Source organism: Kribbella ginsengisoli (genome assembly GCF_039537185.1).
GTDB classification, from domain to species: domain Bacteria; phylum Actinomycetota; class Actinomycetes; order Propionibacteriales; family Kribbellaceae; genus Kribbella; species Kribbella koreensis.
The window spans coordinates 823,887-849,927 of record NZ_BAABAA010000001.1 but is presented as its reverse complement, the minus strand read 5'-3'; the positions used below and the strand labels follow the sequence as shown (position 1 = coordinate 849,927).

General features: G+C 67.4%; 26 protein-coding genes. 19 read left to right on the top strand and 7 right to left on the bottom strand.

What is annotated here, in order from left to right:
* The first annotated feature begins 26 nt into the window (after positions 1 to 26).
* The 5 genes from ABD768_RS03690 (at position 27) to ABD768_RS03670 (ending at position 6,744) form a co-directional block, all read left to right on the top strand.
* Positions 27 to 1,247 carry an acetyl-CoA C-acetyltransferase gene (locus tag ABD768_RS03690; protein ID WP_343978624.1) on the top strand — a complete coding sequence of 407 codons (1,221 nt, stop codon included), beginning with the start codon at positions 27 to 29 and terminating at the stop codon, positions 1,245 to 1,247.
* On the top strand, positions 1,244 to 3,388 hold the full coding sequence (locus ABD768_RS03685) for a 3-hydroxyacyl-CoA dehydrogenase NAD-binding domain-containing protein (RefSeq protein WP_344837321.1): 2,145 nt from the start codon (positions 1,244 to 1,246) through the stop codon (positions 3,386 to 3,388). Before ABD768_RS03690 ends, ABD768_RS03685 begins: the two co-directional genes overlap by 4 nt.
* Positions 3,389 to 3,677: 289 nt before the next feature.
* On the top strand, positions 3,678 to 4,961 hold the full coding sequence (locus ABD768_RS03680) for an ABC transporter substrate-binding protein (protein ID WP_343978630.1): 1,284 nt from the start codon (positions 3,678 to 3,680) through the stop codon (positions 4,959 to 4,961).
* Positions 4,958 to 5,860, top strand: a complete 903-nt coding sequence (locus tag ABD768_RS03675; RefSeq protein ID WP_344837319.1) for a carbohydrate ABC transporter permease — start codon at positions 4,958 to 4,960, stop codon at positions 5,858 to 5,860. The genes ABD768_RS03680 and ABD768_RS03675 overlap by 4 nt, the downstream gene beginning before the upstream one ends.
* Complete coding sequence (locus ABD768_RS03670; RefSeq protein WP_344837317.1) at positions 5,860 to 6,744, top strand: carbohydrate ABC transporter permease; 885 nt, start codon at positions 5,860 to 5,862, stop codon at positions 6,742 to 6,744. The genes ABD768_RS03675 and ABD768_RS03670 overlap by 1 nt, the downstream gene beginning before the upstream one ends.
* 600 nt (positions 6,745 to 7,344) lie before the next feature.
* Here the strand turns inward: ABD768_RS03670 and ABD768_RS03665 are convergent.
* Both ABD768_RS03665 and ABD768_RS03660 read right to left on the bottom strand, forming a co-directional pair.
* Positions 7,345 to 8,334, bottom strand: a complete 990-nt coding sequence (locus tag ABD768_RS03665; protein ID WP_344837314.1) for a small ribosomal subunit Rsm22 family protein — start codon at positions 8,332 to 8,334, stop codon at positions 7,345 to 7,347.
* Entirely contained in the window at positions 8,327 to 8,860 is a 534-nt protein-coding gene (locus ABD768_RS03660) for a YbhB/YbcL family Raf kinase inhibitor-like protein (protein WP_344837311.1), read from the bottom strand. Before ABD768_RS03660 ends, ABD768_RS03665 begins: the two co-directional genes overlap by 8 nt.
* A 123-nt stretch (positions 8,861 to 8,983) precedes the next feature.
* Between ABD768_RS03660 and cobT the strand changes: the two genes are divergently transcribed.
* The 4 genes from cobT to ABD768_RS03640 are packed head-to-tail and all read left to right on the top strand — an operon-like array spanning position 8,984 to position 12,630.
* Complete coding sequence (gene cobT / locus ABD768_RS03655) at positions 8,984 to 10,081, top strand: nicotinate-nucleotide--dimethylbenzimidazole phosphoribosyltransferase (protein ID WP_343978645.1); 1,098 nt, start codon at positions 8,984 to 8,986, stop codon at positions 10,079 to 10,081.
* A complete protein-coding gene (gene cobA / locus ABD768_RS03650) occupies positions 10,078 to 11,283 on the top strand; it encodes a uroporphyrinogen-III C-methyltransferase (protein WP_344837308.1) in 1,206 nt (401 codons plus the stop codon). The genes cobT and cobA overlap by 4 nt, the downstream gene beginning before the upstream one ends.
* Positions 11,280 to 12,083 (top strand): TrmH family RNA methyltransferase, encoded by an 804-nt coding sequence (locus ABD768_RS03645; protein WP_344837306.1) that lies wholly within the window; start codon positions 11,280 to 11,282, stop codon positions 12,081 to 12,083. Before cobA ends, ABD768_RS03645 begins: the two co-directional genes overlap by 4 nt.
* A 16-nt stretch (positions 12,084 to 12,099) precedes the next feature.
* Complete coding sequence (locus ABD768_RS03640; RefSeq protein WP_343978654.1) at positions 12,100 to 12,630, top strand: GNAT family N-acetyltransferase; 531 nt, start codon at positions 12,100 to 12,102, stop codon at positions 12,628 to 12,630.
* On the opposite strand, the gene ABD768_RS03635 is transcribed toward ABD768_RS03640, so the two are convergent.
* Together ABD768_RS03635 and ABD768_RS03630 are read right to left on the bottom strand one after the other, a co-directional pair.
* Positions 12,596 to 13,732, bottom strand: a complete 1,137-nt coding sequence (locus ABD768_RS03635; protein WP_344837303.1) for a sensor histidine kinase — start codon at positions 13,730 to 13,732, stop codon at positions 12,596 to 12,598. The two genes, ABD768_RS03640 and ABD768_RS03635, sit on opposite strands and share 35 nt — an antisense overlap.
* On the bottom strand, positions 13,725 to 14,411 hold the full coding sequence (locus ABD768_RS03630) for a response regulator transcription factor (RefSeq protein WP_343978660.1): 687 nt from the start codon (positions 14,409 to 14,411) through the stop codon (positions 13,725 to 13,727). The genes ABD768_RS03635 and ABD768_RS03630 overlap by 8 nt, the downstream gene beginning before the upstream one ends.
* An 87-nt stretch (positions 14,412 to 14,498) precedes the next feature.
* On the opposite strand from ABD768_RS03630, the gene ABD768_RS03625 reads away from it, so the two are divergent.
* From ABD768_RS03625 to vanX, 4 genes are read left to right on the top strand one after another with little or no spacing between them, the layout of a single operon-like run.
* Positions 14,499 to 15,116: a M15 family metallopeptidase gene (locus ABD768_RS03625; RefSeq protein ID WP_344837301.1), complete on the top strand. Its 618-nt coding sequence runs from the start codon at positions 14,499 to 14,501 to the stop codon at positions 15,114 to 15,116.
* Entirely contained in the window at positions 15,113 to 16,078 is a 966-nt protein-coding gene (locus tag ABD768_RS03620) for a D-isomer specific 2-hydroxyacid dehydrogenase family protein (RefSeq protein WP_344837298.1), read from the top strand. Before ABD768_RS03625 ends, ABD768_RS03620 begins: the two co-directional genes overlap by 4 nt.
* Positions 16,071 to 17,108 carry a D-alanine--(R)-lactate ligase gene (gene vanA, locus ABD768_RS03615; protein ID WP_344837296.1) on the top strand — a complete coding sequence of 346 codons (1,038 nt, stop codon included), beginning with the start codon at positions 16,071 to 16,073 and terminating at the stop codon, positions 17,106 to 17,108. The genes ABD768_RS03620 and vanA overlap by 8 nt, the downstream gene beginning before the upstream one ends.
* The gene (vanX, locus tag ABD768_RS03610) at positions 17,105 to 17,713 is read left to right on the top strand and encodes a D-Ala-D-Ala dipeptidase VanX (RefSeq protein WP_344837293.1); all 609 of its coding nucleotides are present in this window, start codon (positions 17,105 to 17,107) and stop codon (positions 17,711 to 17,713) included. Before vanA ends, vanX begins: the two co-directional genes overlap by 4 nt.
* Positions 17,714 to 17,721: 8 nt before the next feature.
* Here vanX and ABD768_RS03605 read toward each other — a convergent pair whose 3' ends face one another.
* Positions 17,722 to 18,180 carry a YybH family protein gene (locus tag ABD768_RS03605; protein ID WP_344837290.1) on the bottom strand — a complete coding sequence of 153 codons (459 nt, stop codon included), beginning with the start codon at positions 18,178 to 18,180 and terminating at the stop codon, positions 17,722 to 17,724.
* Between the two features lie 52 nt (positions 18,181 to 18,232).
* Here ABD768_RS03605 and ABD768_RS03600 point away from each other — a divergent pair, with 52 nt between their 5' ends.
* From ABD768_RS03600 to ABD768_RS03580, 5 genes are all read left to right on the top strand, one after another.
* Positions 18,233 to 18,787 carry a maleylpyruvate isomerase N-terminal domain-containing protein gene (locus tag ABD768_RS03600; protein WP_344837288.1) on the top strand — a complete coding sequence of 185 codons (555 nt, stop codon included), beginning with the start codon at positions 18,233 to 18,235 and terminating at the stop codon, positions 18,785 to 18,787.
* A gap of 122 nt (positions 18,788 to 18,909) precedes the next feature.
* Positions 18,910 to 20,343 carry an aldehyde dehydrogenase family protein gene (locus ABD768_RS03595; protein WP_344837286.1) on the top strand — a complete coding sequence of 478 codons (1,434 nt, stop codon included), beginning with the start codon at positions 18,910 to 18,912 and terminating at the stop codon, positions 20,341 to 20,343.
* An 11-nt stretch (positions 20,344 to 20,354) separates the two neighbouring features.
* Positions 20,355 to 21,674, top strand: a complete 1,320-nt coding sequence (locus ABD768_RS03590) for an ABC transporter substrate-binding protein (RefSeq protein ID WP_343978684.1) — start codon at positions 20,355 to 20,357, stop codon at positions 21,672 to 21,674.
* A gap of 1 nt (position 21,675) precedes the next feature.
* Positions 21,676 to 22,593, top strand: coding sequence for a carbohydrate ABC transporter permease (locus ABD768_RS03585; RefSeq protein ID WP_344837282.1), 918 nt, complete (start codon positions 21,676 to 21,678; stop codon positions 22,591 to 22,593).
* Positions 22,590 to 23,432 carry a carbohydrate ABC transporter permease gene (locus ABD768_RS03580; RefSeq protein ID WP_343978689.1) on the top strand — a complete coding sequence of 281 codons (843 nt, stop codon included), beginning with the start codon at positions 22,590 to 22,592 and terminating at the stop codon, positions 23,430 to 23,432. The genes ABD768_RS03585 and ABD768_RS03580 overlap by 4 nt, the downstream gene beginning before the upstream one ends.
* Here the strand turns inward: ABD768_RS03580 and ABD768_RS03575 are convergent.
* On the bottom strand, positions 23,410 to 24,174 hold the full coding sequence (locus ABD768_RS03575) for a helix-turn-helix domain-containing protein (protein ID WP_344837280.1): 765 nt from the start codon (positions 24,172 to 24,174) through the stop codon (positions 23,410 to 23,412). The genes ABD768_RS03580 and ABD768_RS03575 overlap by 23 nt on opposite strands.
* Before the next feature lie 69 nt (positions 24,175 to 24,243).
* On the opposite strand from ABD768_RS03575, the gene ABD768_RS03570 reads away from it, so the two are divergent.
* On the top strand, positions 24,244 to 24,624 hold the full coding sequence (locus ABD768_RS03570) for a nuclear transport factor 2 family protein (RefSeq protein WP_344837278.1): 381 nt from the start codon (positions 24,244 to 24,246) through the stop codon (positions 24,622 to 24,624).
* A gap of 366 nt (positions 24,625 to 24,990) precedes the next feature.
* On the opposite strand, the gene ABD768_RS03565 is transcribed toward ABD768_RS03570, so the two are convergent.
* Positions 24,991 to 26,037 carry a LacI family DNA-binding transcriptional regulator gene (locus tag ABD768_RS03565; RefSeq protein WP_344837276.1) on the bottom strand — a complete coding sequence of 349 codons (1,047 nt, stop codon included), beginning with the start codon at positions 26,035 to 26,037 and terminating at the stop codon, positions 24,991 to 24,993.
* Between the last annotated feature and the right edge of the window lie 4 nt (positions 26,038 to 26,041).

Sequence of the window (26,041 nt, the reverse complement as noted above, 5' to 3'; positions counted from 1 at the left end):
GGGACGACTCGACCGACGGGATCCCCATGAGCACTGAAGCGTTTCTCTACGATGCGATCCGGACACCGCGCGGCAAGGGCAAGGCGGCCGGCGCGCTGCACGAGGTGAAGCCGATCCAGCTGATCACCGGCCTGCTCGAGGAGCTGCGGGTCCGGCACCCCGGCTTCGACGAGGAGGCGATCGACGACGTCGTGCTCGGTGTCGTCACCCCGATCGGCGACCAGGGCATGGACATCGCCCGTACTGCGGTCCTCGCGGCGGGCTACCCGGAGACGACCGGCGGCGTACAGCTCAACCGCTTCTGCGCCTCCGGCCTCGAAGCCGTCAACCAGGCCGCGCAGCGGATCCGCTCCGGCTGGGAGGACTTCATCCTGGCCGGTGGCGTCGAGTCGATGTCGCGGGTGCCGATGGCCTCCGACGGCGGCGCCTGGGCGATGGACCCGGAGACCGCGATGCAGACGAACTTCATCCCGCAGGGCATCAGCGCCGACCTGATCGCCACCATGGACGGCTTCTCCCGCACCGACGTCGACGCGTACGCAGCGGAGTCGCACGCCCGGGCCGCCAAGGCCTGGGCCAACGGCTACTTCGCCCGCTCGATCGTTGCGGTGACGGATCGCAACGGCCTGCAGATCCTCGACCACGACCAGTTGGTACGACCTGGTACGACGGTCGAGACGCTGGCCGGTCTGCCTGTGTCCTTCGCGGCCATCGGCGAGCACGGTGGCTTCGACTCGGTCGCGCTGGAGAAGTACGTGACCGTCGAGCGGATCGAGCACGTGCACCACGCCGGCAACTCGTCCGGCATCGTCGACGGCGCCGCCCTGGTTGCCATCGGCAACGAGAAGGCCGGTGAGGCGCTCGGTCAGGCGCCCCGCGGCCGGGTGGTCGCGGCGGCGGTGAGCGGCACCGACCCGACGATCATGCTGACCGGCCCCGCGCCCGCCGCCCGCAAGGCGCTGGCGAAGGCCGGGCTCGAGGTCTCCGACATCGACCTGTTCGAGATGAACGAGGCCTTCGCGGCGGCCGTCCTGCACTTCATGAACGACCTCGGCGTCCCGCACGAGAAGGTGAACGTCAACGGCGGCGCGATCGCGCTCGGCCACCCGCTCGGCGCCACCGGCGCGATGCAGATCGGCACCCTGCTGGACGAGCTGGAGCGGCGCGAGCTCCGCTACGGTCTGGCCACCCTGTGCGTCGGCGGCGGCATGGGCGTCGCCACCATCATCGAGAGGCTGGCGGCATGATCGACTGGAAGAACACCGACGGCGTCGTCACCTTGACGATGGACGACCCGGCCGCCTCGGCGAACACGATGAACGAGACCTACCTCGCCGCGATGGCCTCGACGGTCGAGCGCCTGCAGGCCGAGAAGGACACGCTGAAGGGCGTGGTGATCACCAGCGCCAAGTCCACCTTCTTCGCCGGTGGCAACCTGCAGATGCTGTCCCAGATCCAGCCCGAGAACGCGGCCGAGGTTTTCGCGACGCTCGAGGAGGTCAAGCGTCAGCTGCGGGTGCTGGAGACGCTCGGCGTACCGGTCGTCGCCGCGATCAACGGCGCGGCGCTCGGCGGCGGGCTGGAGATCGCGCTCGCCTGCCACCACCGGATCGTTGCCGACGACAACCGGATCGAGATCGGCGTCCCCGAGGTGACGCTCGGCCTGCTGCCCGGCGGTGGTGGCGTCACCCGCACGGTCCGGATGCTCGGCCTGCAGGACGCGCTGATGAAGGTACTTCTCCAAGGCCAGCGGATGAAGCCCGCGCACGCCAAGTCGGTCGGCATCGTCGACGAGGTCGTCCCCGCCGACGAGTTGCTGGCCTCGGCGTACCGGTTCATCGATTCCTATGACGGCGACGCGAAACAGCCGTGGGATCGCGACGGCTACAAGATCCCGGGCGGTACGCCGTCCTCGCCCAAGCTGGCCGCGTTCCTCCCGGCCTTCCCGGCGAATCTGCGCAAGCAGCTCAAAGGCGCGCCGTACCCGGCTCCGCGGGCCATCATGAGCGCGGCGGTCGAGGGCAGCCAGGTCGACTTCGCGACGGCCAGCAGGATCGAGTCCCGGTACTTCGTCTCGCTGGCGACGGGTCAGATCGCGAAGAACATGATCAACGCGTTCTTCTTCGAGCTCCAGGCGATCAACGCCGGGGCGTCGCGGCCGGATGGCGTACCGGCGTACAAGGCCCGCAAGGTCGGGGTGCTCGGCGCGGGCATGATGGGCGCGGGCATCGCGTACGTGTGCGCCAAGGTGGGCATCGAGGTCGTGCTCAAGGACGTCTCGCTCGAGGCGGCGGAGAAGGGCAAGCAGTACTCCGAGAAGCTGCTCGCCAAGCAGGTGCAGAAGGGGCGGAGTACGCCGCAGAAGGCGGAGGCGTTCCTGAGCCTGATCACGCCGACCGCGGACCCGAACGACCTGGCCGGGTGCGACCTGGTGATCGAGGCGGTGTTCGAGAGCGAGGAGCTGAAGCAGAAGGTCTTCGCCGAGATCGCCGGCGTGGTCGAGCCGGACGCGCTGCTGTGCTCGAACACCTCGACGCTGCCGATCACCTCGCTGGCCGAGGGCATCGACCGGCCGGACGACTTCGTCGGCATGCACTTCTTCTCGCCGGTCGACCGGATGCCGCTGGTCGAGCTGATCGTGGGGGAGAAGACCTCGGATCGCACGCTCGCCAAGGCGTACGACGTGGTCCGGCAGATCAAGAAGACGCCGATCGTGGTCAACGACAGCCGCGGCTTCTTCACCTCGCGGGTCTTCGGCACACTGGTGATGGAGGGTGCCGCGATGGTTGCCGAGGGCGTGAATCCGGTGACGATCGAGCGGGCGGCGACCCAGATGGGCTTCCCGGCACCGCCGCTGGCGATGATCGACGAGGTGACGCTGACGCTGCCGATGAAGATCCGCGACGCGGCCCGGGCGGCCGGTGGCAGCGCGGGTGCCTTCGACGATCACCCGGGCATGGCGGTCGCCGAGCGGCTGGTGACGGAGTTCGATCGCAAGGGCAAGGCGGCGGGGGCCGGCTTCTACGACTACCCGGCGGACGGGCCGAAGCACCTGTGGCCCGGGCTGTGGGAGCACTTCGTCCGCGAGGACGTCGCCGTACCGCTGATCGATCTGCAGGAGCGGATGGCCTTCGCGATGTCGCTCGAGACGGTGAAGTGCGTCGAGGAAGGCGTCCTCCGGTCGACGGCCGACGCCAACATCGGCTCGATCTTCGGCATCGGCTTCCCGCCGCTGCACGGTGGGGCGCTGCAGTACATCAACGCGTACGCCGGCGGTCTGGCCGGCTTCGTCGCCCGCTCGCAGGAGCTCGCGCAGAGTTACGGCGCGCGGTTCGAGCCGCCCGCGTTACTGGTGAAGAAGGCCGAATTGGGAGAGAAATTCGACTGAATTCAACTAATTCGATCACGGAGCGCGGTACCGGCATTGTCCGGTACCGCGCTCTTTTGTGTGATGGTGTGTGATCGGCTGGGCGCAGACTGTTGACAATCGTGTCCGGATTGCAGGATCTTTTACAACGATTAACCTCAGCGTTACATCGAAGACACTCGGAGTCGTGCCCGAACTGTCACCGGCCAGGGCTGTTGCGATGTTTGACTTAGTTGTAACGTGTGCGAAACCAGAGATGCTTTACGTAGTTAAGTAACTCTGATCCGCTAGCCCCTGGAGGTGGACACGTATGCCTGCTCGTATCCCGAACGCCGGTCTGTCCCGGCGCGACCTGCTCAAGCGGACCGGCGGCCTCGCGGCCCTCGCCGCCTTCACCGCCGCTTGTGGAGGCAACACCGGTAGACCGTCCAGCAGTGGGGGAGGCGGCGGCAGCAAGGTCACGCTGTCGCAGTGGTACCACCAGTACGGCGAGGCCGGTACGAAGGAAGCCGCACTGAAGTACGCGAAGGCCTACACCGACTCCAACGTCGCGGTGACCTGGGTGCCCGGTGACTACGGCGCCAAGCTCGCGTCGGGCCTGCTGTCCAGCAACGGCCCGGACGTCTTCGAGAGCCAGCTGAACGTCGCGATGGTGAAGAGCGGCCAGGTGGTGCCACTGGACGACATCCTCGGCGACGCCAAGGCCGACTTCAACCCGAACGACCTGAAGACGAACACGGTCGACGGCAAGCTCTACGGCATCAAGATGATCGACGACCCGCAGGTCTTCTACTACCGCAAGTCGATGTTCTCCAAGGCCGGGATCAAGCCGCCGGAGACGATCGACGACCTGATCGCGGCGGCCAAGACGCTCACCACCGACAAGGTGAAGGGCATCTTCATCGGCAACGACGGCGGCAACATCTGCGGCGGCCCGGCGTTGTGGTCGTCCGGCGGCCAGTACCTGACCGACGACAACAAGCCGGACTTCAACAATGCCCGGGCGGCGCAGGCGTTCAGCAAGCTGCACCAGTTCTTCGCCGACAAGTCCGTGCTGCTCGGCGCCCCGGCCGACTGGTGGGACCCGGGCGCGTTCGTGCAGGGCCTGGCCGCGATCCAGTGGACCGGCCTGTGGGCGATGCCGGCCATCCAGAAGGCGCTCGGCGACGACTTCGGCGTCTTCGCCTATCCCAAGCTCGATGCCCAGGGCAAGCAGGCGCTGCCGTCCGGCGGCTGGACCCAGTTCGTCTCCGCGAAGAGCGCCAACATCGACGCAGCGAAGAAGTTCGTGAAGTGGCTGTGGGTGGACAACGCCGAGGACCAGGAGGACTGGAACCTCAACTACGGCTTCCACATCCCACCGCGGAAGAGCCTGGCCGCCAAGGCGACCAAGCTGCAGACCGGCGCCGCCGCCGAGGTGGTCAAGCTCAACCAGGACTTCGGCGTCGTCGACCGCCCGGCCTGGACGCCGAAGATGGCCACCGGCTTCACCGACCTGCTGAACAACGTGATCCGCAAGGGCGCCGACCCGACGGGTGAGCTGGCCAAGCTGGACAAGACCGTGAACACCGAGCTGGCGAGGCTCTTCGGGTGAGCAGAGGGGCGGCCACCCGCAACAACACGCTGTGGTTCTGGCTCTTCACCGGTCCGTTCGTGCTCGGCCTGCTGATCTTCAGCTACCTGCCGATCCTGTGGAGCCTGGTGCTGAGCTTCTTCTCGGCGCAGAACACGGTCACCCCGACCGACTTCGTCGGGCTGCAGAACTACGTCGACATGCTGACCGACCGCAACTTCATCAGCGCACTCGGCACGTTCACGATCTTCGCGGTCTTCATCGTGCCGCTGACCTTCGTGCTGTCGCTCGCGCTGGCCCTGCTGGTCAACCAGGTCAAGGTGGCCAAGGCGTTCTTCCGTTCGGTCTTCTTCCTGCCGACGGCCTGTTCGTACGTGGTGGCCTCGCTGATCTGGAAGCTGTCGATCTTCAACGGCGTCCGGTTCGGCCTGGCCAACACGGTGCTGGGCTGGTTCGGCCTCGACCAGATCGCCTGGCTGTCGACGGTCGACCCGCCCTGGTACTGGCTGCCGATCGTGACCGTGCGGCTGTGGCTGCAGCTCGGCTTCTACATGATCCTGTTCATCGCCGGCCTGCAGCGGATCAACCCGGCGCTGTACGAAGCGGCGTACGTCGACGGCGCGAAGCCCGGCTGGCAGGTGTTCCGCTTCATCACCTGGCCGCAGCTGCGGGCGACCTCGGTCGCGGTGCTGCTGCTGAACCTGATCGCGGCCTACCAGGCCTTCGACGAGTTCTACAACCTGATCGGCGCCGACGCGAACTTCGCCCGGCCGCCGCTGGTCTACCTCTACAAGGTCTCGCTCGGCAACATCCAGGACCTCGGCCACGGCAGCGCCGGCGCCCTCATCCTGGCGGTGGTGATCATGTTGCTCACCCTGCTGCAGAGCAAGATCTTCGGCTTCGGAAAGGCGAACGACTGATGGCGGCGATCGAGCGGACCACCGGTACGCCGCAACCGATCGGCTACATCCGCAGCCCGCTGGGCGTGGTCGGGTCGGTCCTGCGCTGGGTCGCGCTCATCCTCGCGACCCTGCTCTTCCTGATCCCGTTCTACCTGGTACTACGGAACGCCCTGTCCACCGAGGCCGACATCACCGGCGTCGACTGGAAGTTCTTCCCCACCGATCTCCAGTGGGGCAACATCAAGGAACTGTTCGACGACGAGAACGTCCCGATGGCCCGGGCGCTCTACAACTCCGCGGTGATCGGCATCCTGGGCACCGGCGGACAGTTGCTGCTGGCATCGATGGCGGGGTACGGGCTGGCCCGGATCCCGTACAAGCACGCCGACAAGGTGTTCTACGCGGTGATGGCGACGCTGATGATCCCGGCCGCGGTGAGCTTCATCCCGAGCTTCATCGTGGTGTCCTCATTGGGCTGGGTCAGCACGCTGCGCGGCATGATCATCCCGACGCTGTTCAGCGGGTTCGCCGCCTTCCTGTTCCGGCAGTACTTCCTCGGCTTCCCCAAGGAACTCGAGGAGGCGGCACGGGTCGACGGAGCGGGGTACTTCACCACGTTCTGGCGGATCGTGGTGCCCAACTCGCTGCCGTTCTTCGCGGCGATCGCGGCGATCACGTTCATCGGCAACTGGAACTCGTTCATCTGGCCGCTGGTGATCGGCCAGGACGAGAAATCCTGGACCGTCCAGGTGGCGATGTCGACCTTCATCACCGCGCAGACGGTCAACATCCACCAGCTCTTCATGGCGGCCGCGGTGTCGATCGTGCCGCTGGTGCTGATCTTCGCGTTCCTGCAGCGCTACCTGATCCAGGGCGTCACCCAGTCCGGCATCAAGGACTGACCAAACAGCCTCCGCTCCGGCGGCGGTGGTGACGTCCACCCGGTAGACGTCGGTGGTCGTGGTGGCGGGAGTCCCTGACCGGCTCCCGCCACAGCACCCTCCGACTCCCCGGCCCGAACCGTCCTATTCCACCCGACTGGGGAGGGGAATGCCCCCGGATCGGGCGGTTACCCTCCCCAGCAACCGGGAGAATCCTCCCCAAGTCCCGATTGTCGCGGCGGTTCGACGCCGGCTGCAACGCTCGGTGGTGGTGCCCGGCGGCGACTGGATGATGGCCGACTTGCCCTCAAGCCTGCCGGACGAACCCGAGGGCGAGGTGGGCGGTGCTGAGCCGCTGGCGCCGGGGCGGTCCGCCACGCACGCACAACTCCCGCCAGGCGGCCGACACGCCGGCGGGAAGCGTTTGCTCACCGTCTTGGGTATGCACGCGGACCCGCTCGTTGCCTCCAGCAACCACACCGCCAGACACCCCGGGCCGGCCAGTACGCCGGTTCCGCCTGCGGATGGGGCCCGGAGGCAAAGGCGCCCGCCGGAGTATTGCGCCTCGAGCCAACGCACCCACCGACGGATCGTCCCATGAGGCAACGCGGCTTGGTGGCGCTAACTTGTGGAGATAGGAGGCCAGGGGTCGCCCCACTCGGTGTCTCTTGCCGAGCGGTAGAGCGGGCCCTGGCGTTTCGAGACGATGGTGTCCTCCAAGCTGCCTTCGTTGGTGCAGAGCCGGAGCGACACCAATCCCTTGCGCTGCTGTGGATGCCGGAGCACGCGGTTCTCGGCCGGCTCGGGGATCGCCGGGGTGCTGATGACGTACGCGAACTTCTCGTCCTCGAAGCTCAGCTCGGCACCCTTGGTCTGCCGGTGCGCCGCGCTGCGGTTGACCCGGCTGGCGAAGTGGCACCAGTCGCGGCCGCGGGGGATCGGACAGTCGAGGCTGTGCGGGCACGGCGCGACGATGCTGTGCCCAGCCGCGATCAGCTGGTCCCGGGCCGTCACGATCCGCTCGTAGCCGGTGGGTGTGCCCGGCTCGATGATGGCGACGAGACCGCGCTGTGCGGCCAACTGGCCGACCAGCTTCTCCTGCTGCGTGGCCGACAGTTCGCTGAGGACGTACGAGACCGTGACCACGTCGGCCGCGGCGAGCGTGCCGAGATCGTCGATCCGGCCCGCCTGCCAGGCCGCGTCACGGATCGCCGCGGACTCGGCGCCCTTGGCGAGCTGCTTGCCGAGCGCGATCGCCTCGGTGACCTGCTCGACCACGGTCACGGTCTTCAGCGACGGCCAGACCGCGGACGCGGCCCAGATCGCAGCGCCGGTACCCCCGCCCAGATCCAGCTGGCTCGACGGCTCGAACCCGGGCCGGGACGCCGCTGCCTGCTCGAGTGCCGCGCGGACCGCCCCGAACGTCGCGGGCATCCGGTACGCCGAATAGGTGACGACGTCCGTGGACGACTTCAGGATTGGCGCGGTGGCGGCCACCTCTTCGCGGTACCGGGTGCTGAGCCGCTTGAACGAAGTACTCAGTGCCGCACCGGACGCGCCGCTAGCCGCCGCGTCCAGTGCGTCGCGAAGGTCGCGGGGAAGGTCAGCCACCTGAAATCTGGTACGTCGGCGTGATGATGGCGCGGGCCAGGGTGTGGAAGACCAGGTTGAAAGCGACGAAGGCCGGGCTCGCGTCACCGTCGATGTCGAGTCCTTCGACGTCGAGCGCGTGCACCACGAAGTAGTACCGGTGGGCGGGGTCACCAGGCGGCGGGGCCGCGCCACCGAAGTCCTTCGAGCCGAAGTCGTTGCGGACGTGGAACGCGCCGTTCTCCAGCCGCTCCGTGGTGCCGGCGCCGGCCGGGAGCTCCGTCACGTCGGCGGGCAGGCCGGCCAGGACCCAGTGCCAGAAGCCGGACGGGGTCGGCGCGTCGGGGTCGAAGCAGCTGACCACGAAGCCCCTGGTCTCGGCGGGGAAGCCCTCCCAGCTGAGCTGAGGCGACTTGTTGCCCCCGGCGTAGGCCTGGTCGTCGCCCAGCGGCTCGCCGTCGCTGACGTCGGTGCTGGTGACCGTGAACGATCCGACCTCGGGAAGCAGCTTGTACGGGTCCGGTGCGACGGGTCGATCGAGCGACATCTGGTGATCCTCCTGGGATCTCGCGAAATGTGGTGAATCCGACATTACTGGCTCAACTTATGCTCACTCCCACCCCACCACCCCGCTCGGGTCAGCCGCCCTGGCAGGGGCCGGGGTTCAGAGATGCGAAGATCGGAACTGGTCGCGTCCGGGCGGCCGTCGCGAGTGGAGGGATCAGCGGTGGAGGAGTACCTGGCCAGGATCGGTCCGGCCGACGAGGCCGCGATGCGGGCGGCGACGGAGCGTCAGCTGAGGCTGACGAAACCGGCCGGTTCCCTTGGCGTGCTGGAGGAGCTGTCGGTCCGGGTCGCCGGGATGACCGGTGTGTGCCCGCCCGCGGTGCCGACGGCCGCCGTCGTGACGGTTTTCGCCGCTGACCACGGCGTTCATGCGCAGGGAGTCTCGCCTTGGCCGCAGGAGGTCACCGCGGCGATGCTGGCGAACTTCGCGGGTGGTGGTGCCGCGGTGAACGCGTTCGCGGCCAACAACCGGGTCGACGTGCGGGTGGTGGACGTCGGGGTTGCCTCTGATGTCGACGAGCTGGACATCGTGCACGCGAAGGTGCGGGCCGGGACGCGGGACCTCTCGGTCGGGAAGGCGCTCACGGCGGACGAGGTGCAGGCCGCGGTGGCGGTCGGCTTCGAGTTGGCTTGTCAGCTGGTGCTGGACGGGTATCAATGCCTGCTGACCGGCGACATGGGGATCGCGAACACGACGGCGTCGGCCGCGTTGATCGCGACCTTCAGCGGTGGGACGGCGGATGAGGTGACGGGCCGCGGGACGGGGATCGACGACGCGACGCTGGCGCACAAGACCGAGATTGTCAGGGCTGCGCTGGCGCTTCACGAAGTACCGGCTTCGGAGCCGCTCGGTGCGCTGGCGGCGTACGGCGGGCTGGAGCACGCTGCGCTGGCTGGGTACATCCTCGGGGCGGCCGCGAACAAGGTGCCGGTGATTCTGGATGGGGTGATCGCGGGGGCTGCGGCGCTGGTTGCTCAGGCGCTTGAGCCGGCGGTGATCGATTACTGCATCGCTGGGCATCGGTCGGCCGAGCCGGGGCACGCGGTGGCGTTGAAGACGCTGGGGCTGCAGCCGCTGGTGGATCTGGATCTGCGGCTGGGGGAGGGGACGGGCGCGGTGCTGGCCTATCCGATCGTCACGTGTGCAGTGCGGGCGCTCGCGGAGATGGCGACCTTCGAGGATGCGGGGATCGAGGCGTGACGGCGCCGTACCTGTCCGGGCTGGTGCTCACCGGCCGCCGGGTGGTGGTCGTGGGCGGCGGTGGTGTCGCGCAGAGGCGGCTGCCGCGGTTGCTCGAGACGGGTGCGCAGATCGACGTCATCTCGCCGGTGATCACGCCGACGATCGAGGGGTTGCTGACGAATCCGGATCTCCGGTGGGTCGAGCGTGGCTACGCTTCCGGGGATCTCGAAGGTGCTTGGTACGTCGTGGTGGCGACCGATGATGCCTCGGTCAACGATCAGGTGTCGGCCGAGGCGGAGGCGCGGCGGATCTTCTGCGTGCGGTCGGACGACCGGTCGCGTGCGACTGCGTGGACGCCGGCTTCCGGGCAGCACGATCAGGTGACCATCGGCGTACTGGGTGGTGGCGATCACCGGCGGTCGGCGGCGGTACGGGACGCGATTCTGGAGTCCTTGCGGGTCGGCGCGTTGGGCGCGCGGGACTCGCTGGCCAAGAAGCCCGGCGTGTATCTCGTCGGTGGGGGTCCTGGGGATCCTGACCTGATCACTGTGCGCGGACGGCGGTTGCTGGCCGAGGCGGATGTGGTCGTCGCGGACCGGCTGGCGCCGCAGCCGTTGCTGGAGGAGCTGCATCCTGACGTCGAGCTGATCGACGCGGCCAAGCTGCCGCGCGGACGGTCGGCGGCGCAGGAGGAGATCAATCGCCTGCTGGTCGATCGCGGCTTGCAGGGCAAGGTCGTCGTACGGCTCAAGGGCGGCGATCCTTATGTCTTCGGCCGCGGCTTCGAGGAAGCACTGGCCTGCGCCGAGGCAGGCGTGCCATGGACAGTCGTACCAGGCATCACCAGCTCAATCGCGGTCCCGGCCGCGGCGGGGATCCCGGTCACGCACCGCGGGGTGACCCACGAGTTCACAGTCGTCTCCGGGCACATCCCACCCGGCCACCCAGACTCCCTGATCAACTGGGAAGCCCTCGCGTCGTTGAACGGCACGCTCGTGCTGTTGATGGCCGTGGAGAACCTCCCGGTGATCGCGTCAACGCTCATCGCCAATGGCAAAGACCCGGCAACGCCGGCCGCGGCGATCGCCGACGGAACGCTGCCCGGTCAACTGCAGGTCAAGTCAGACCTAGCTGGTATTGCCGAAGCAATGTCTGCTGGTGGCGTAGGTGCGCCCGCCATCGTCATCATCGGTCAGGTCGTGGAGATCGCGGGTTCATGAGTCCGCTGGTTTCGGTCGAGGAGGCTGGGGACGCGCGGCTGGGGGATTATGTCCAGCTGCGGGAGGTGAATCTGCGGCGGATGCTCGAGGAAGAGCATGGGCTGTTCATTGCCGAGGGCGACAAAGTGATTCGCCGGGCGGCCGACGCCGGTTATGAGCCACGCTCTTTCCTGCTCGCCCCGCGGTGGTTGGACTCGCTGGCAGACGTACTGGAGAAGTGGCCTGAGGCACCCGTCTACGTGGTGACCGAGGAGCTGGCTGAGCAGGTCACCGGCTTTCATGTCCACCGCGGTGCGCTGGCGTCGTACCGGCGTCAGCCTGCGCCCGAGTTGGACACCCTGCTCACCGGCCGCCGGATCGCGATCTTCGACGACATCGTCGATCACACCAACGTCGGCGCCGGCTTCCGCGCGGCCGCCGCTATGGGCGTCGACGCGGTCCTGATCACCCCCACCTGCGCGGACCCGCTGTACCGCCGTTCGATCAAGGTCTCGATGGGGACCGTCTTCCAGATCCCATGGACCCGCCTGACCAGCTGGCCCGACCCGCTCGACCTTCTGAAGGACCACGGATTCGTCAGCGCCGCGCTGGCCCTGACCGACGACTCGATCACCCTCGACGAGCTGACCGCCCGCCAGGACGAAAAGCTCGCCCTGATCTTCGGCACCGAAGGCCACGGCCTCAAGCCGCACGTGCTCGAACGGGCAGACCTGACGGTGAAGATCCCGATGGCCGGCGGCGTCGACTCCCTCAACGTGGCATCCTCGGCAGCAGTGGCCTTCTACGCCACCAGACCCTGACCAGCGGGAGGCCGGAGTGCTCACTACGGAACGCCTGCTCCTGCGGCCCTTTCGCGACGAGGATCTGCCGGCCTGGGCTGAGTTGAACACTGACCCCGAGGTGATGCGGTACCTCGGCGGTAAGCCGTTGAGCCGGGCCGAGACCGACGAGATCGCTCGTGCGGTCAACGCACGGTACGAGGCTGAAGGTACCGGCTTTCTCGCCATCGAGCGGCGGTCGGACGGGGCGTTCCTCGGGGCGGGTGGGTTGACGCGCGAGGCGTGGCATCCGGACGATCTGGAGCTCGGGTGGCGGCTGGCGCGGGAGTACTGGGGACATGGGTATGCCACTGAGGCGGCTGCGGCATGGCTTGCCTACGCCTTCACCGAGCTTGATCTGCCGCGGGTGCTGGCCTCCACCGAGACCGCCAACACCAAGAGCATTTCCGTGATGGAACGCATCGGCATGCGCTTCGATCACGAAGCCCGGCTGGAGGAGGACGGCGAGACGTTCGACGCCGTGATCTACTCCATCACTCGGCAGGCTTGGCGGGCAGCTCGACCGTGACGCGGAGGCCGCCGTCGGGGCGGGGCGTGAGGGTGAGGGTTCCGTCGTGGGCTTCGGTGATGCTTTTGACGATCGCCAGGCCCAGGCCGACGCCGGAGTGGTCGGTGCGGACGCGTTCGCTGCCGCGCTGAAACGGCTCGGTCAGCGTGGCGGCCTGCTGCGGAGTGAGCTTCTCGCCGGTGTTCTCGACGACGAGTTGCACGCTCTGGGGGCGGACTCTGGTGGTGATCCACACAGTGCCCCGGGCAGGCAGGTTGTGGACGATCGCGTTGTGCAGGAGGTTCGTGACCAGCTGGACGAGCAGGGTGCGTGAGCCCAGCGTCGGTGCGATGTCGCCGGCGGTCTCGATCGTCAGGCCGCGTTCTTCGGCGAGGGGGAGCAGGGTCTCCGCGGCCTCCTCGGCCGCCAGCGAGAGATCGACGGGCTCACGGGTGAACGACCGCTGGTTGGCACGGCTCAGCACGAGCAGTGCCTCGGTGAGCTCGATCGCCCGGGTGTTGATGGAGTGCAGGTGTTCGACGAGTTTGCCGTTGTCGCGGTCCGGGTCGTTGCGGGCCACGTCGAGCAGTGTCTGGGTGATCGCCAGCGGGGTGCGCAGTTCGTGCGAGGCGTTGGCCGCGAATCTCTGCTGCTCGGCGTCGTGGGCCTCCAGCCGGGCGAGCATGGTGTCGAAGGAATCGGCGAGTTCGCGGAACTCGTCGCCGCGGCCTTCCAGCCGGATCCGGTGCGAGAGCGACCCCGTCGTGGCCAGCCGGGTGGCCTGAGTGATCCGGGTCAGCGGCGCCAGCATGCTGCCGGCCAGGATCCAACCTCCTAGCAGGCCGAAGGCCAGCAGGAACACCAACATGAGCGCTACCTTCGGCGCGAAGGCCGCCAGCAGGTCGGAGCGGTCCGGGATGACCATCGGGCCGGGCGGCGAGGGTGTCCCGCGTACGTGAGGTGTGCCGGTTGTCGTCGGCAACGGGTTGGCGATCACATCGGGCACATAGCGGAGCAGGAACACCCAGACGACCGCGAGCAGCAGCGCACCGGCGATCATCAGGAATCCCGCGTAGCTGAGGGTGAGCTTGAGCCGGACACTCCACCCGGGCTCCCTAGCCACGGCTCTGTCCCGTACCGGACGGTTCTTCGATGCGGTAGCCGGCGCCGGGGACGGTCGCGATGATCCACGGTTCGCCGAGCCGCTTACGAAGTACGGAGACTGTGATGCGAGCGGCGTTGGTGAAGGGGTCCGCGTTCTCGTCCCAGGCCTTGGCCAGCAGCTCCTCGGCGCTGACGATGCCACCCTCGGCGGCGACCAGTACTTCAAGCACGGCGAACTGCTTGCGGGTGAGCGCGACGTACTTGCCGTCGCGGTAGACCTCGCGCCGGAACGGATCGAGCCGCAGACCGGCGATCTCGCGCACCGGCGGCCGGTTGTGGGCGCGTCGGCGGTCGAGGGCCCTGAGGCGGAGGACGAGCTCGCGCAGGTCGAACGGCTTGGTGAGGTAGTCGTCGGCGCCCAGCTCGAACCCGGAGGCCTTGTCGTCGAGCCGGTCGGCGGCGGTGAGCATCAGGATCGGCATACCGCTGCCGGAGGCAACGATCTGCCTGGCGATCTCGTCGCCGGACGGGCCGGGAATGTCGCGGTCCAGCACGGCGATGTCGTACTCGTTGATGCTCAGCAGTTCCAGCGCGGTGTCGCCGTCACCGGCGATGTCGGCCGCGATCGCCTCCAGGCGCAGGCCGTCGCGGATGGCTTCGGCCATCACGGGTTCGTCCTCGACGATCAGCACACGCACACCCTCGATGCTACGACCCGGCGGTTATCGCCGGCATATCGAAATCCCCAAACCGGTCGGCAACACGCGATTGCCTTGGCTGGTGCTATGTCTGCCATCAAACCGGCGCCCACAGCGGGCCGTCGTACCAAACTGACCGTCCGGGTGGCGTTCGTGCTCGCCAACGCGGCGCTTGCCGTCGTGTTCATCCAGCAGGCGGTGGCGCCGTCTTTGTTGTCGAGCGCATCGTCCAGTGACGCCCGCCATCGCGCGCTCGGCGAGGAGAACGGGTACGTCCCCGAGGGGGTGACGATCTTCGACGCGGGGGTTCCTGCCGTCGCGAACCTCGACCCGGCTCTGCTCAATGCCTTGCGGAGGGCTGGGACGGCGGCTCGGGAGGACGGGGTCGAGTTCGTGGTCAACAGTGGGTGGCGCTCGGCGGCGTACCAGGAAGAACTGCTCAGCGAGGCCGTCGCCGAGTACGGATCGAAGGAGGAGGCTGCTCGCTGGGTCGCTACGCCTGACAAGTCGCCGCATGTGTCGGGGCATGCGATCGACCTCGGGCGCGACGCGGCTGGGTGGTTGTCCAAGCACGGGGGCGCCTATGGGTTGTGCCAGATCTATGCCAATGAGGCCTGGCATTACGAACTCCGCCCGGACGCTGTCGATCACGGTTGCCCGGTGCCGTACGCCGACCCGACCCACGATCCGCGGGGTCAGCTATGACCATCGGAATCACTGTTTACGGCTGTGAGCCGGACGAGGAGTTGCTGTACCGGGAACTGGCGCCGCATTTCGGCGTACTGCCGACCATCACCGCGGCAGCGGTCTCCGAAGCGAATTCCGATCTCGCCGTCGGTAATCGCTGCGTCAGCGTCGGCCACAAGACCCGCATCACGAATGCCACGCTGCTCGACCTCAGTAGGGCCGGCGTCGAGTACATCTCGACGAGGAGTATCGGCTACAACCATCTGGACCTGGAATTCGCGGCGCGGCTCGGAATCTCCGTCGAGAACGTCAGCTATTCGCCGGACAGCGTGGCCGACTACACGCTGCTGCTGATGCTGATGTCTCTGCGCAATGCGCGGGCCATGATCCGGCGTACGGAAGCGCAGGACTACCGGTTGGACGAGGTCCGCGGGCGGGAACTGCACGATCTGGTGATCGGGGTCGTCGGCACCGGTCGCATCGGCGCAGCTGTCGTGAACAGGCTGCGCGGCTTCGGGTGCCGGATCCTGGCGTACGACAGCGAGCCCAGGACGTCCGCCGATTACGTCTCGCTGGACGAATTGCTGCGGCTGAGCGACATCGTCACTCTTCATACCCCGCTCACCGCGGAGACGCATCATCTGCTGAATCGGCAACGGTTGAAGAAGCTGCGACCGAGTGCCCTCGTCGTCAACACCGGCCGTGGTGCGCTCATCGACACCGAGGCTTTGATCGCGGCGCTGGAAGGCGGCCGGCTCGGTGGAGCGGCGCTGGATGTCGTCGAAGGGGAAGAGGGAATCTTCTACGCCGACCACCGCGGCAAAGAAATCTCGGGCGGGCCTTTGCGGCGGTTGCAGAAGTTGCCGAACGTGCTGATCAGCCCGCATACCGCCTATTACACGGATCGCGCCCTGCGCGACACGGTCGAAAACTCGCTCGCCAATTGTCTCAAGTTCGAAAGCAGGAGTCAGTATGCCTAGGTTGAAGGTCGGCGTCGTCTTCGGTGGGGTCTCCGAGGAACGCCACATCTCGGTCAAGTCCGCGCAGGAGATCGCGAAACACCTCGATCCCTCGAAGTACGAACCCTCTTTCGTCGGCATCACCCAGAGCGGCGCGTGGATGCTGTGCGACGGGCCTGGTCCGGACTGGGAGGCGGGCCGGTGTCAGCCGGCCGTCCTGGCTCCGGACAGCACCGTGCGTGGGTTGCTGGTGCTGGACGAAGGGAAGTACGACACGGTCGAACTGGATCTGGTGCTGCCCGTTCTGCACGGCAGGTTCGGCGAGGACGGCGCGATCCAGGGGTTGCTGGAGCTGTCCGGGATTCCCTATGTGGGGTGCGACATCCAGAGCTCGGCGCTGTGCCTGGACAAGTCTCTGGCCTACACCGTCGCCGGGGACGCGGGTATCGCCACCCCGAACTTCTGGACGGTGACGGGGGAGCAGGTCATCGATGCCGGCCGGCTCAGCTATCCGGTCTTCGTGAAGCCGGCCCGGTCGGGGTCGTCGTTCGGGGTCAGCAAGGTCTCTGACGCCTCGGAGCTGGCCGACGCTGTGGCGGTCGCCCGGGAGTACGACTCGAAGGTGCTGATCGAGGAGGCTGTCGCCGGGCACGAGGTCGGCTGCGCGATCCTGGGGACCGATCCGGATCTGGTGGTGGGGGAGGTGGACCGGATCGCGTTGTCCCACGGCTTCTTCCGGATCCATCAGGAGAGCACGCCGGAGCTGGGTTCGGACAACTCGACGCCGATCGTTCCTGCTGACATCTCGGCGGAGTCGCGTTCGCTGGTACGCGAGACCGCGAAGGCCGTCTATCGGGCGCTCGGCTGCAGCGGGCTGGCACGGGTCGACCTGTTCTTGAAGGCCGACGGGCAGGTGGTGCTGAACGAGGTCAACACGTTCCCGGGCATGACGTCGTACAGCCGCTATCCGCGGATGATGGCGGCCGCGGGGCTGCCGATGGCCGAGGTGATCGACCGGCTGGTGACCTCGGCGTTGGAGGAGGCGCGGTGAAGGCCGATTTCGTCTTCGTGGACGAGTTCGCGTCCGGGATCCGCTGGGACGCCAAGTACGCCACCTGGGACAACTTCACCGGCAGACCGGTCGACGGCTATCTGGCCAACAGGATCGTCGGTACCAGGGCTTTGTGCGCGGCGTTGACCGAGGCCCGAGAGAAGGCCGAGCCCCGCGGCTTCGGCCTCCTGCTCTGGGACGGCTACCGCCCACAACGCGCCGTCGACCGCTTCCTGCAGTGGTCGAAACAGCCCGAGGACGGTCGTACGAAGCCACGCCACTACCCGAACATCAGCAGAGCCGACATGTTCGCCAAGGGCTATGTCTCCACCAAGTCGGGCCACAGCCGAGGCAGCACCGTTGATCTGACCCTCTACCACCTGGCCACCGGCGAACTGGCTGCGATGGGCGGCGGCCACGACCTGATGGACTCGATCTCCCATCACGACGCCGACGGCGTCACCCCCACCGAAGCAAGCAATCGCCAGGCGCTGCGCTCGATCATGACCGCCTGTGGCTTCACGCCGTATGCCTCCGAGTGGTGGCACTACACGCTCGAAGATGAGCCGTTTCCGGACACGTACTTCGACTTTCCGATCGCCTGACCAAGACCTCAGGGCTCGAGATCGGTCACGCCCCGGCCGCTCCGGATGTCGAACGGGACCGATGCCTGGTCGTGCACGACCAGCCATCGGCCGTCGACCTTGCGGAAGCAGAAGGTGGCTCGGACCCACATGCCGTCCGTCGCCGTACCGTCGGGCAGCGTCCCGCTCACCCGGCCGAAGCAGTGCCCGAAGGCGATCTCGGTGTCGACGGCGAGCCGCAGGTCGCGCACCTCGTAGGCCGGATCGGCGAGGAAGGTGAACACCTTCGCCCAGTTCGCGAGTTTCGCCTCCACCCCGACGTGCTGCAGCGGCGGCTCCACGTCGAACGACACCACGTCCGTCGCGTACACCTGCCGCAGTACGTCGAGGTCCCTGGTCCGGATCCCGTCGACGATCTGGTCGACCTGCCGCCGGATGGCACTCTCGTCCAGTTCCCGCTGCGCTGACTTCTCTTCGATGCTGTTCATACCGCTCCGACGAAGCAGCTCGGTGGATCGTGAGGTCGCTAACCTCGTCCCCGTGAACCTGATCGCGACCGCCGGCGCCGAACTCCTCCGGATCGTCTCCGCCGCGCCGCCCGGCGCGTGGAGCAACATCACTCCGGCTGACCTCACGGTCCGCGAAGTCGCCGACCATGTGGCCGCAGGCAACATCTTCGCCATCCGCCTGCTCGCCGGCGCCTCAGCAGCCGACTCCGTCGCCGGTCTGGACTCGGACCAGCTGGGCGACGACCCGATCGCAGCCCTCACCACCTCCTGCGAGGCCCAGCAGCACGCCTTCGCCACCGCGGACCAGACGATCCCGCTCCACCACCCCAGCGGCGACATCACCTACGACACCTTCGTCCGCTTCCGGGCCGGCGACCTGGTCGTCCATGCCTGGGACATCGCGATCGGCGCCGGTCTCGACCCGACGCTGGACTCGGCCGTCGTCACGGCCCTCTGGACGATCGTCGAACCCCACGTCGACTCCATGCGCGCCATGGGCGCCTACGGCCCCGGCGCCAGCGGGACCCTCCCGCCCGACGCCTCCGCGCAGTCCCTCCTCCTCGACGCCTTCGGCCGCCGCCCCTGAGTAGCTGCCCGCGCCGGCCCGACGGTTGCGGGCGGTAGTCGTACAGACTCTTGACCCGGAGCTGGGAATGCGCAATCCTGCGGGAAAGCGCATTCCTGAGTGGGTTGAGTGGAGGTACGCCGATGAGGTCGGTTCCTGCGAGTGGGTTGCGGGATTACGAGGCGCAGGTGTGGATCGACGGGTGGTGTGAGCCGCCGGCGTCGGACTGGGTGCCGGTGCTCGACAAAGCGGCGGGCAAGCCGTTCGCGCGGTACGGGAGTGCGTCGGCCGAGCAGGTGGACCGGGCGGTCCGGAGCGCCCGGCGGGCACAGGCCGAGTGGGCCGAGGTGGACGCGAACACCAAGAGCGAGATTCTGCGGGCGTTCGCGCGGGAGCTGGAGAACCGGCATGACGAGCTGATCACACTGATCATCCGGGAGACCGGCGGTACGACGGAGAAGGCGGAGGAGGAGCTCGGGCAGTCGATCAACCAGCTGCTCAATTCGGCCACCCAGCTGACCGAGAACGCCGGTGCCATCCTGCCGCCGTACAAGAGCGGCAAGATCTCGCTCTCCCGGGCGGTGCCGCTGGGCGTGATCGGGCTGATCGTGCCCTGGAACTACCCGATGAGCCTGGCGATGCGCGCGCTCGCGCCGGGGCTCGCCTACGGCAACGCAGTCGTGCTCAAACCCGCCGAGCTCACCCCGATCGCAGGCGGCCAGATCCTTGCGGAGGCGGCCAAAGCGGCCGGCGTACCGGCAGGTGTCTTCAATGTCGTACCAGGCGACGGTCCAACCACTGGGAAGACGTTGTCTGAGCACCCCGACCTCGATCTGATCCACTTCACTGGCTCGTTCGAGGTCGGCCAGCAAATCTCGAGCTTCGCGGGCAAGAACTTCCGCGCCGCCGCGACCGAGCTGGGCGGCGACAACGCGTTCGTCGTACTGGACGACGCCGACCTCGACCAAGCCGTCAGCTGCGCGCTCTGGTCCTCGCTCTGGTACCAGGGGCAGACCTGTATCACCGCCGGCCGGCACATCGTGATGCGCTCGGTCGCCGACGAGTTCACCGAGGCCGTCGTCGAACGGGTCGGCAAGCTCCGGGTCGGCGACCCGCTGCGCGATGACGTCGACCTCGGCCCGATCATCACCGGGACGCAGCTCAAGCGCTTCCACGAAGGACTCGTCCAGCCGTCGCTCACAGCAGGCGCCAAGCTGGCGACCGGTGGCACGTACGACGGGTTGTTCTACCAGCCCGCCGTACTGACCGGGGTGACCCCGCAGATGCCGGTGTTCACCGAGGAGATCTTCGGCCCGGTGATGCCGATCACCGTCGTCGACAGCGAGGCCGAGGCGCTCGACCTCGTCAACCGTCATCGCACGCTGATGAACTCGGTCTTCACCAAGGACCCGATGCGCGGGCTGGCGTTCGCGGAGAAGGTCAAGAGCAACGAAGTACACGTGAACGACGGGTATGCCCGGCACGGCGGCGAAGGCCAGCTGGCCGGCTACACCCACCGCCAGTGGATCGGCATCCAGACCACCCCCACCGAATACCCCGGCTGGGCGTCGAAATGAGGAAACCCCTGATGAACCTCCGTAGAAGCGCCGCCCTCGGTGCGGTCCTCGTGCTGGCGCTGGCCGCCTGCTCGGGCAACGACGACAAGGCAAGTCCAAGTGGTGCGGGCAGCAGTGCCGCCAAGGGCGAGAAGGTGACGCTCACCTACGTCAACTGGGACGGCGGCATGGACAAGGTCGTCGACGAGTGGAACAAGCTCAACCCGGACATCCAGGTCAAGCTGAGCAAGCCCTCGGGCACCGGTTACACCTTGTACAACAAGCTCATCACCAACAACAAGGCCGGTACCAACCCCGACATCACCGAGGTCGAGTACCAGGCGTTGCCGGCCCTGATCGCGAACCAGGTGGTCGTCCCGATCGACGACTACGTGAAGGGGCTGGACGCGAAGTACGACAAGGCGTCGCTGTCCCAGGTGCAGTTCGAGGGCAAGACGTACGGCGTACCGCAGAACGTCTGCCCGATGGTGTTCTTCTACCGCAAGGACGTGTTCGACAAGCTCGGCCTGAAGGCGCCGGCCACCTGGGCGGAGTACGCGACCGTCGCCGCGGCGATCCACAAGGCGGATCCGAAGAAGTTCATCGGCAACTTCACCGCCGCCGACCCGGGCTGGTTCGCCGGGCTCGCACAGCAGGCCGGGGCCAACTGGTGGAAGGCCGACGGCGACACGTGGAGCGTGGCGATCAACGATGCCGCGAGCAAGAAGGTCGCGGACTACTGGGACGACCTGATCAAGAAGGGCCTGGTGAGCCCGCAGCCGAACTGGTCGGCGCAGTGGAACACCGACATGAACAACGGCACCATCGTCGGCTGGGTCGGCGCGCAGTGGGGACCGAACCAGCTGCCGTCGATCGCGAAGGACACCGCCGGCAAGTGGGCCGCGGCGCCGCTGCCGGCCTGGACCGCCGGTGACACCGCGGTCGGCATCTGGGGCGGCGAGACCGAAGCCGTGACGGCGAACTCCAAGCACCCGGCCGAGGCCGCGAAGTTCGTCGAGTGGATGAACTCGTCCGACGCCGGTATGGACTCGCTGATCAAGAACGTGCAGGCCTTCCCGGCCTCGCCGCAGGGCCAGCAGCTGCCCGCGCTGAAGACGCCGCCGCCGTTCATGTCGACGCAGCCGGACTACAACACGCTGATGGCGACCGCGGCCAAGGGCGTGCGCACGTTCGACATCTGGGGCCCGAACGCGAACGTCACGTTCGACTCGTACTCCAACGCGTTCGGCGCCGCGCTGCAGAAGAAGACCTCGCTGTCCGCGGCACTCGACACGATGCAAGAGGCAACGGTCAGCGACATGAAGAAGCTCGGCTTCCAGGTAGCCGGCTGAGATGAGCGGTCCTCGTACCGCCACGGCCGCGAGCAAGCCTCGCGGCCGTGGCGGGCTGCTGCCCGTCGCGCTGGTCACCCCGGCCGTCGTGCTGTTGCTGCTGTTCACGGTCGCTCCGGCGATCTACGCGATCTTCCTCAGCTTCCGCCGGATGAAGGTGGGCAAGGGCCTGCTCGGCGGTGGCAAACCGACGGAAGTATGGACGGGGCTGTCCAACTACACGGCAACGCTGAGCGACAGCGAGTTCTGGGCGAGTCTCGGCCGGATGCTGCTGATCGCGGCGTTCGGCGTACCGCTGACGGTGATCCTGTCGACGCTGTTCGCGTTGTGCCTCGACGCGAAGCGGGCCAGGCTGGTCGGGTTCGCGCGGTTGGCGATCTTCCTTCCGTACGCCGTACCGGGTGTGGTCGCGTCGCTGTTGTGGGGCTTCATGTACCTGCCCGCGACCTCGCCGATCGGTGGTGACGTGGTCGACTACTTCGGCACCAAGGGGATCTTCTTCAGCGTGGCCAATGTGGCCGTCTGGGGTGTGGTCGGCTTCAACATGGTGATCCTCTACACCGCCGTACGGAGTCTGCCGAAGGAGCTGTTCGAGGCGGCCGAGCTGGACGGCGCGACGGAGTTCCAGATCGCCGTCCGGGTGAAGCTGCCGATGATCGCGCCGGCCGTGGCGATGGTCGCGCTGTTCTCGGTGATCGGCTCGCTGCAGCTGTTCAACGAGCCGACGACGCTCAAGCCGCTGGCCAACGCGATCTCGTCGACCTGGGTCCCCCTGATGCGCGTCTACACCGATGCCTTCGTCAACAACAGCATCTACGAAGGCGCCGCCACGTCGTTCGTGCTGATCGCCATGACGGTCGCCGCGACCGTCCTCGTCTCGGCGGTCGGCCGCCGGATCGCCCGGAGGTCCACCAGATGACCCGGCAACGCACCCGCTGGATCCCGACCCTGATCCTGCTGATCGGCGCCCTGTACTGCGTCTTGCCGGTGCTGTGGATCGTCATCGCGTCGACCAAGACCAACGACGAGCTGTTCTCGACGGCACCGTTCCTGCCCGCCTTCAACGGTGGGTTCTGGAGCAACCTGGACGCGCTGTTCAGCTACAACCACGGCATCTTCGGGCGCTGGGTGCTGAACTCGGTGATCTACGCGATCGGCGGCGGACTGTTGTCGACGGCAATCGCCGGGGCGGCGGGCTACGCGTTGGGCAAGTATCGCTTCGCTGGTAGCACCGTGTTGTTCAGGGCGATCGTTGCGGCGGTTCTACTGCCGCAGATCCTGCTGGCGGTTCCGCAGTTCTTGCTGCTGGCCAAGGTCGGGATGACCAACAACTACGCGTCGGTGCTGCTGCCGCAGCTGGTGAGTCCGTTCGCGATCTATCTGTGCAAGATCTACTCGGAGGCCTCGGTGCCGGACGAGATCATGGAGGCGGCGCGGATCGACGGCGGTAGTGAGTGGCGCATCTTCCGGTCGGTGGGGGCGCCGTTGATGATGCCGGCCCTGGTGACCGTCTTCCTGCTGCAGTTCATCGGCATCTGGAACAACTTCCTGCTGCCGTTCGTGATGATCAACAACGATCACCTGTACCCGCTGACGCTCGGGCTCTACGGGCTGATGATCATCACAGGTGGCCAGGCGGCGCAGTACTCGATCGTCATCGCCGGTGTGCTGGTGTCGATCATCCCGCTGGGCGTCCTGTTCCTCAGCCTCCAGCGGTACTGGAAGATCGACCTGATCAGCGGGGGAGTGAAGCTGTGAAGTAGGCGGCGGTCTCGTCGTCGGCCGGGTAGTAGGACTCGACGGCGAGTTCGTCGAGGGTGAGGTCGAGTGGGGTGCCGAAGGTCGTGATCGTGGAGAACATCCGCAGCTCGACGCCGTCGACGCGGATGATCATCGGGATCAGGACCTCGGCCTCCACCGGCTCGCCGGTCTCGCCTGGCGCCAGGAGTTCTTGGTAGAGGGCGGTTAGTTCGGGGTCGGGGGCGGCGGCGAGTTGGCGTCGTACTCGGGAGCGGAAGACGGTTCGTACGTCGTCGCGGTTGACGACCAGGGCGGCCAGGCCGCGGGGGTCGAGTCCGAGGCGGAGCAGGTTCATCGGAGGCTCGCGCAGTTCTGGTGCTACGCCGGTGAGGAACGGATCGACAGCCCGGTTGGTCATCACGATGTCCCAGTGCCGGTCGAAGGCGAGAGCTGGGTAGGGCTCATGGGCATGCAGGACGCGCTCTACGGCTGCGCGCGCCGCTGACAGCGCAGTTGAGTCGAGGGGGCTTTCGGCGTACCGGGGTGCGAACCCGGCCGCGAGCAGCAGCACGTTCCGCTCCCGCAGCGGTACGTCGAGCTGCTCGGCGAGCCGCAGCACCATCTCGGCGCTGGGTTGCGACTTCCCCGTCTCCACCAGGCTCACATGCCGCGCCGACACATCAGCCGCGATCGCCAGATCCAGCTGACTCAACAACCTCCGACGCCGCCACCCCCGCAGAAGCTCCCCAACCGTTGCCATGGTCATCGACCCTACCCATGAAATGGGAGTTCATCGACAACCGGTACCGGCCCCGGAACACTGCTGAACATGACTACACAGAACAAGCAACTGGTCCAGCGGGCCTTGGCCGAACTCATCGGCGAAGGTGGTGTCGCCGCCGTAGAACCCTTGCTCAGCGACGATTTCCGTCACCACCGTCCCGACGGTCTGATCCGCGACAAGACAGAGTGGCTCAACGACGTAGGCAACGCCCTGGACCCTTTGAAGGACATGAAAGTCGACATCCTCCACATCCTCTCCGACGCCGACCACGTAGTCCTCCACACCCACCGTCACCTCCCCGACGACGGCCCGTCCATCGCAGTGGTCGACATCATCCGCTTGGCTGACAACCGAATCACCGAAGCCTGGGAACTACTCGAGCCTCTGGCCGAAGCCGACGCCCACCTCACCTGGTGGGACCGCTGACGATGTCCGGCTGTGCACAACCTCCGCCGGCGCGGGCATTTGTACACTTCGCCGCGCGACAGCACCGTCGCTAGGGTGCCTGTCTCACCGCGACGGAGCGCGCCACCCGGACCGCCGCGCACGCACAACCCTCGTGGAACGCCCCGACGCGCCGGGGGGAAGCGGTTGCCGGGGGAGTTGTGCGTGCATGGCGGACCGGCCGTTGCTGCCAGCAACCAATTCCGGCGTCGCCGGCCAGGTCGATGGGGGTTGGGGAGGATTTTCCTGGAGAACGGGGAGGCAAACGAGCCGGTTCGGGGGTACAAGCCTCCCCAGTTCCCCTCGGTTGTGCGCCGACGGGACCGGGCGGAGGTCCAGCAGGGAAGGTCAGATGGGCGGGGTGCTGGCGCGGATGACGGGGTAGGCGGGGACTGTGCGGCGGGTCAGGTCGGGGTCGGTGGTGGTGGCTCGGTAGACGGCCTCCTGCGCGACCGCGTTCAGGGCTACGTGGACGGTGGTCAGTTTGGGGACTACGTCGCGGAGGGTGGTGATGTCGTCGAAGCCGGCTACGCCGATGTCTTCGGGGATGCGGAGGCCGCGTTCGCGGAGGCCGGCCAGGGCGCCCAGGGCCATGTCGTCGGTGACGGCGAAGACGAGTTGGAGGTCGCTGACTTCGGCGTCGGTGAGGCTGAGGACGAAGTCTCGGGCGCCGGCCCAGCTGAAGCCGGGGTGGTGCACGCGGGTGGCCGCGTCGGCGACGCCTGACTCGACCAGGCCGGTGACGAAACCCTCGACGCGGCGGCGCATGGACAGCAGGGGAGTCCCGCTGCCGAGGACCAGGCAGCGTTGGTAGCCGAGGCCGGCCAGTTCGCGGGCCAGCTGCCGGGAGCCTTCGTGGTTGTCGAAGTCGACGGTCTCGAAGGGGAGGTCCGAGCGGCTGATGAGTACGACGCGGCCGCCGGTCTCCTCGTAGCGGTGCAACTCGTCGACGAGTTGCTGCTCCGACGGCGGGTCGACGTACCCGGTGCCGGCCAGGATGATGGCGCGCGGTTGCTGGCCGCGGAGCTCGCGGACGAGGTCGAGCTCGCGGTCGGCCTGCCGCTCGGTGACGGCGATCGACACGTGCAGCCCGATCGCCTCGGCCTGCTTCATGATCTCGGCCGCCATCGCGGAGAAGTACGGGTCGGAGATCAGGCTGATCACCAGCGCGATCGTCCGCGACGTACCGCGTGCCATCGCCTGCGCCGGCAGATTGGGCGTGTAGCCGAGCTCGCGCGCCGCCTCCAGCACCCGCTCGCGATAGCTCTCGGCGACCTTGCGCGAACTCCCGTTCAGCACCCGGGAAGCAGTCGGCTGGGAGACCCCGGCGGCCCGCGCGACATCGTCGAGCGTGACGGGGCGCCTGACCCCCGAGTCACCCAGCATCCCGTTCATCCCG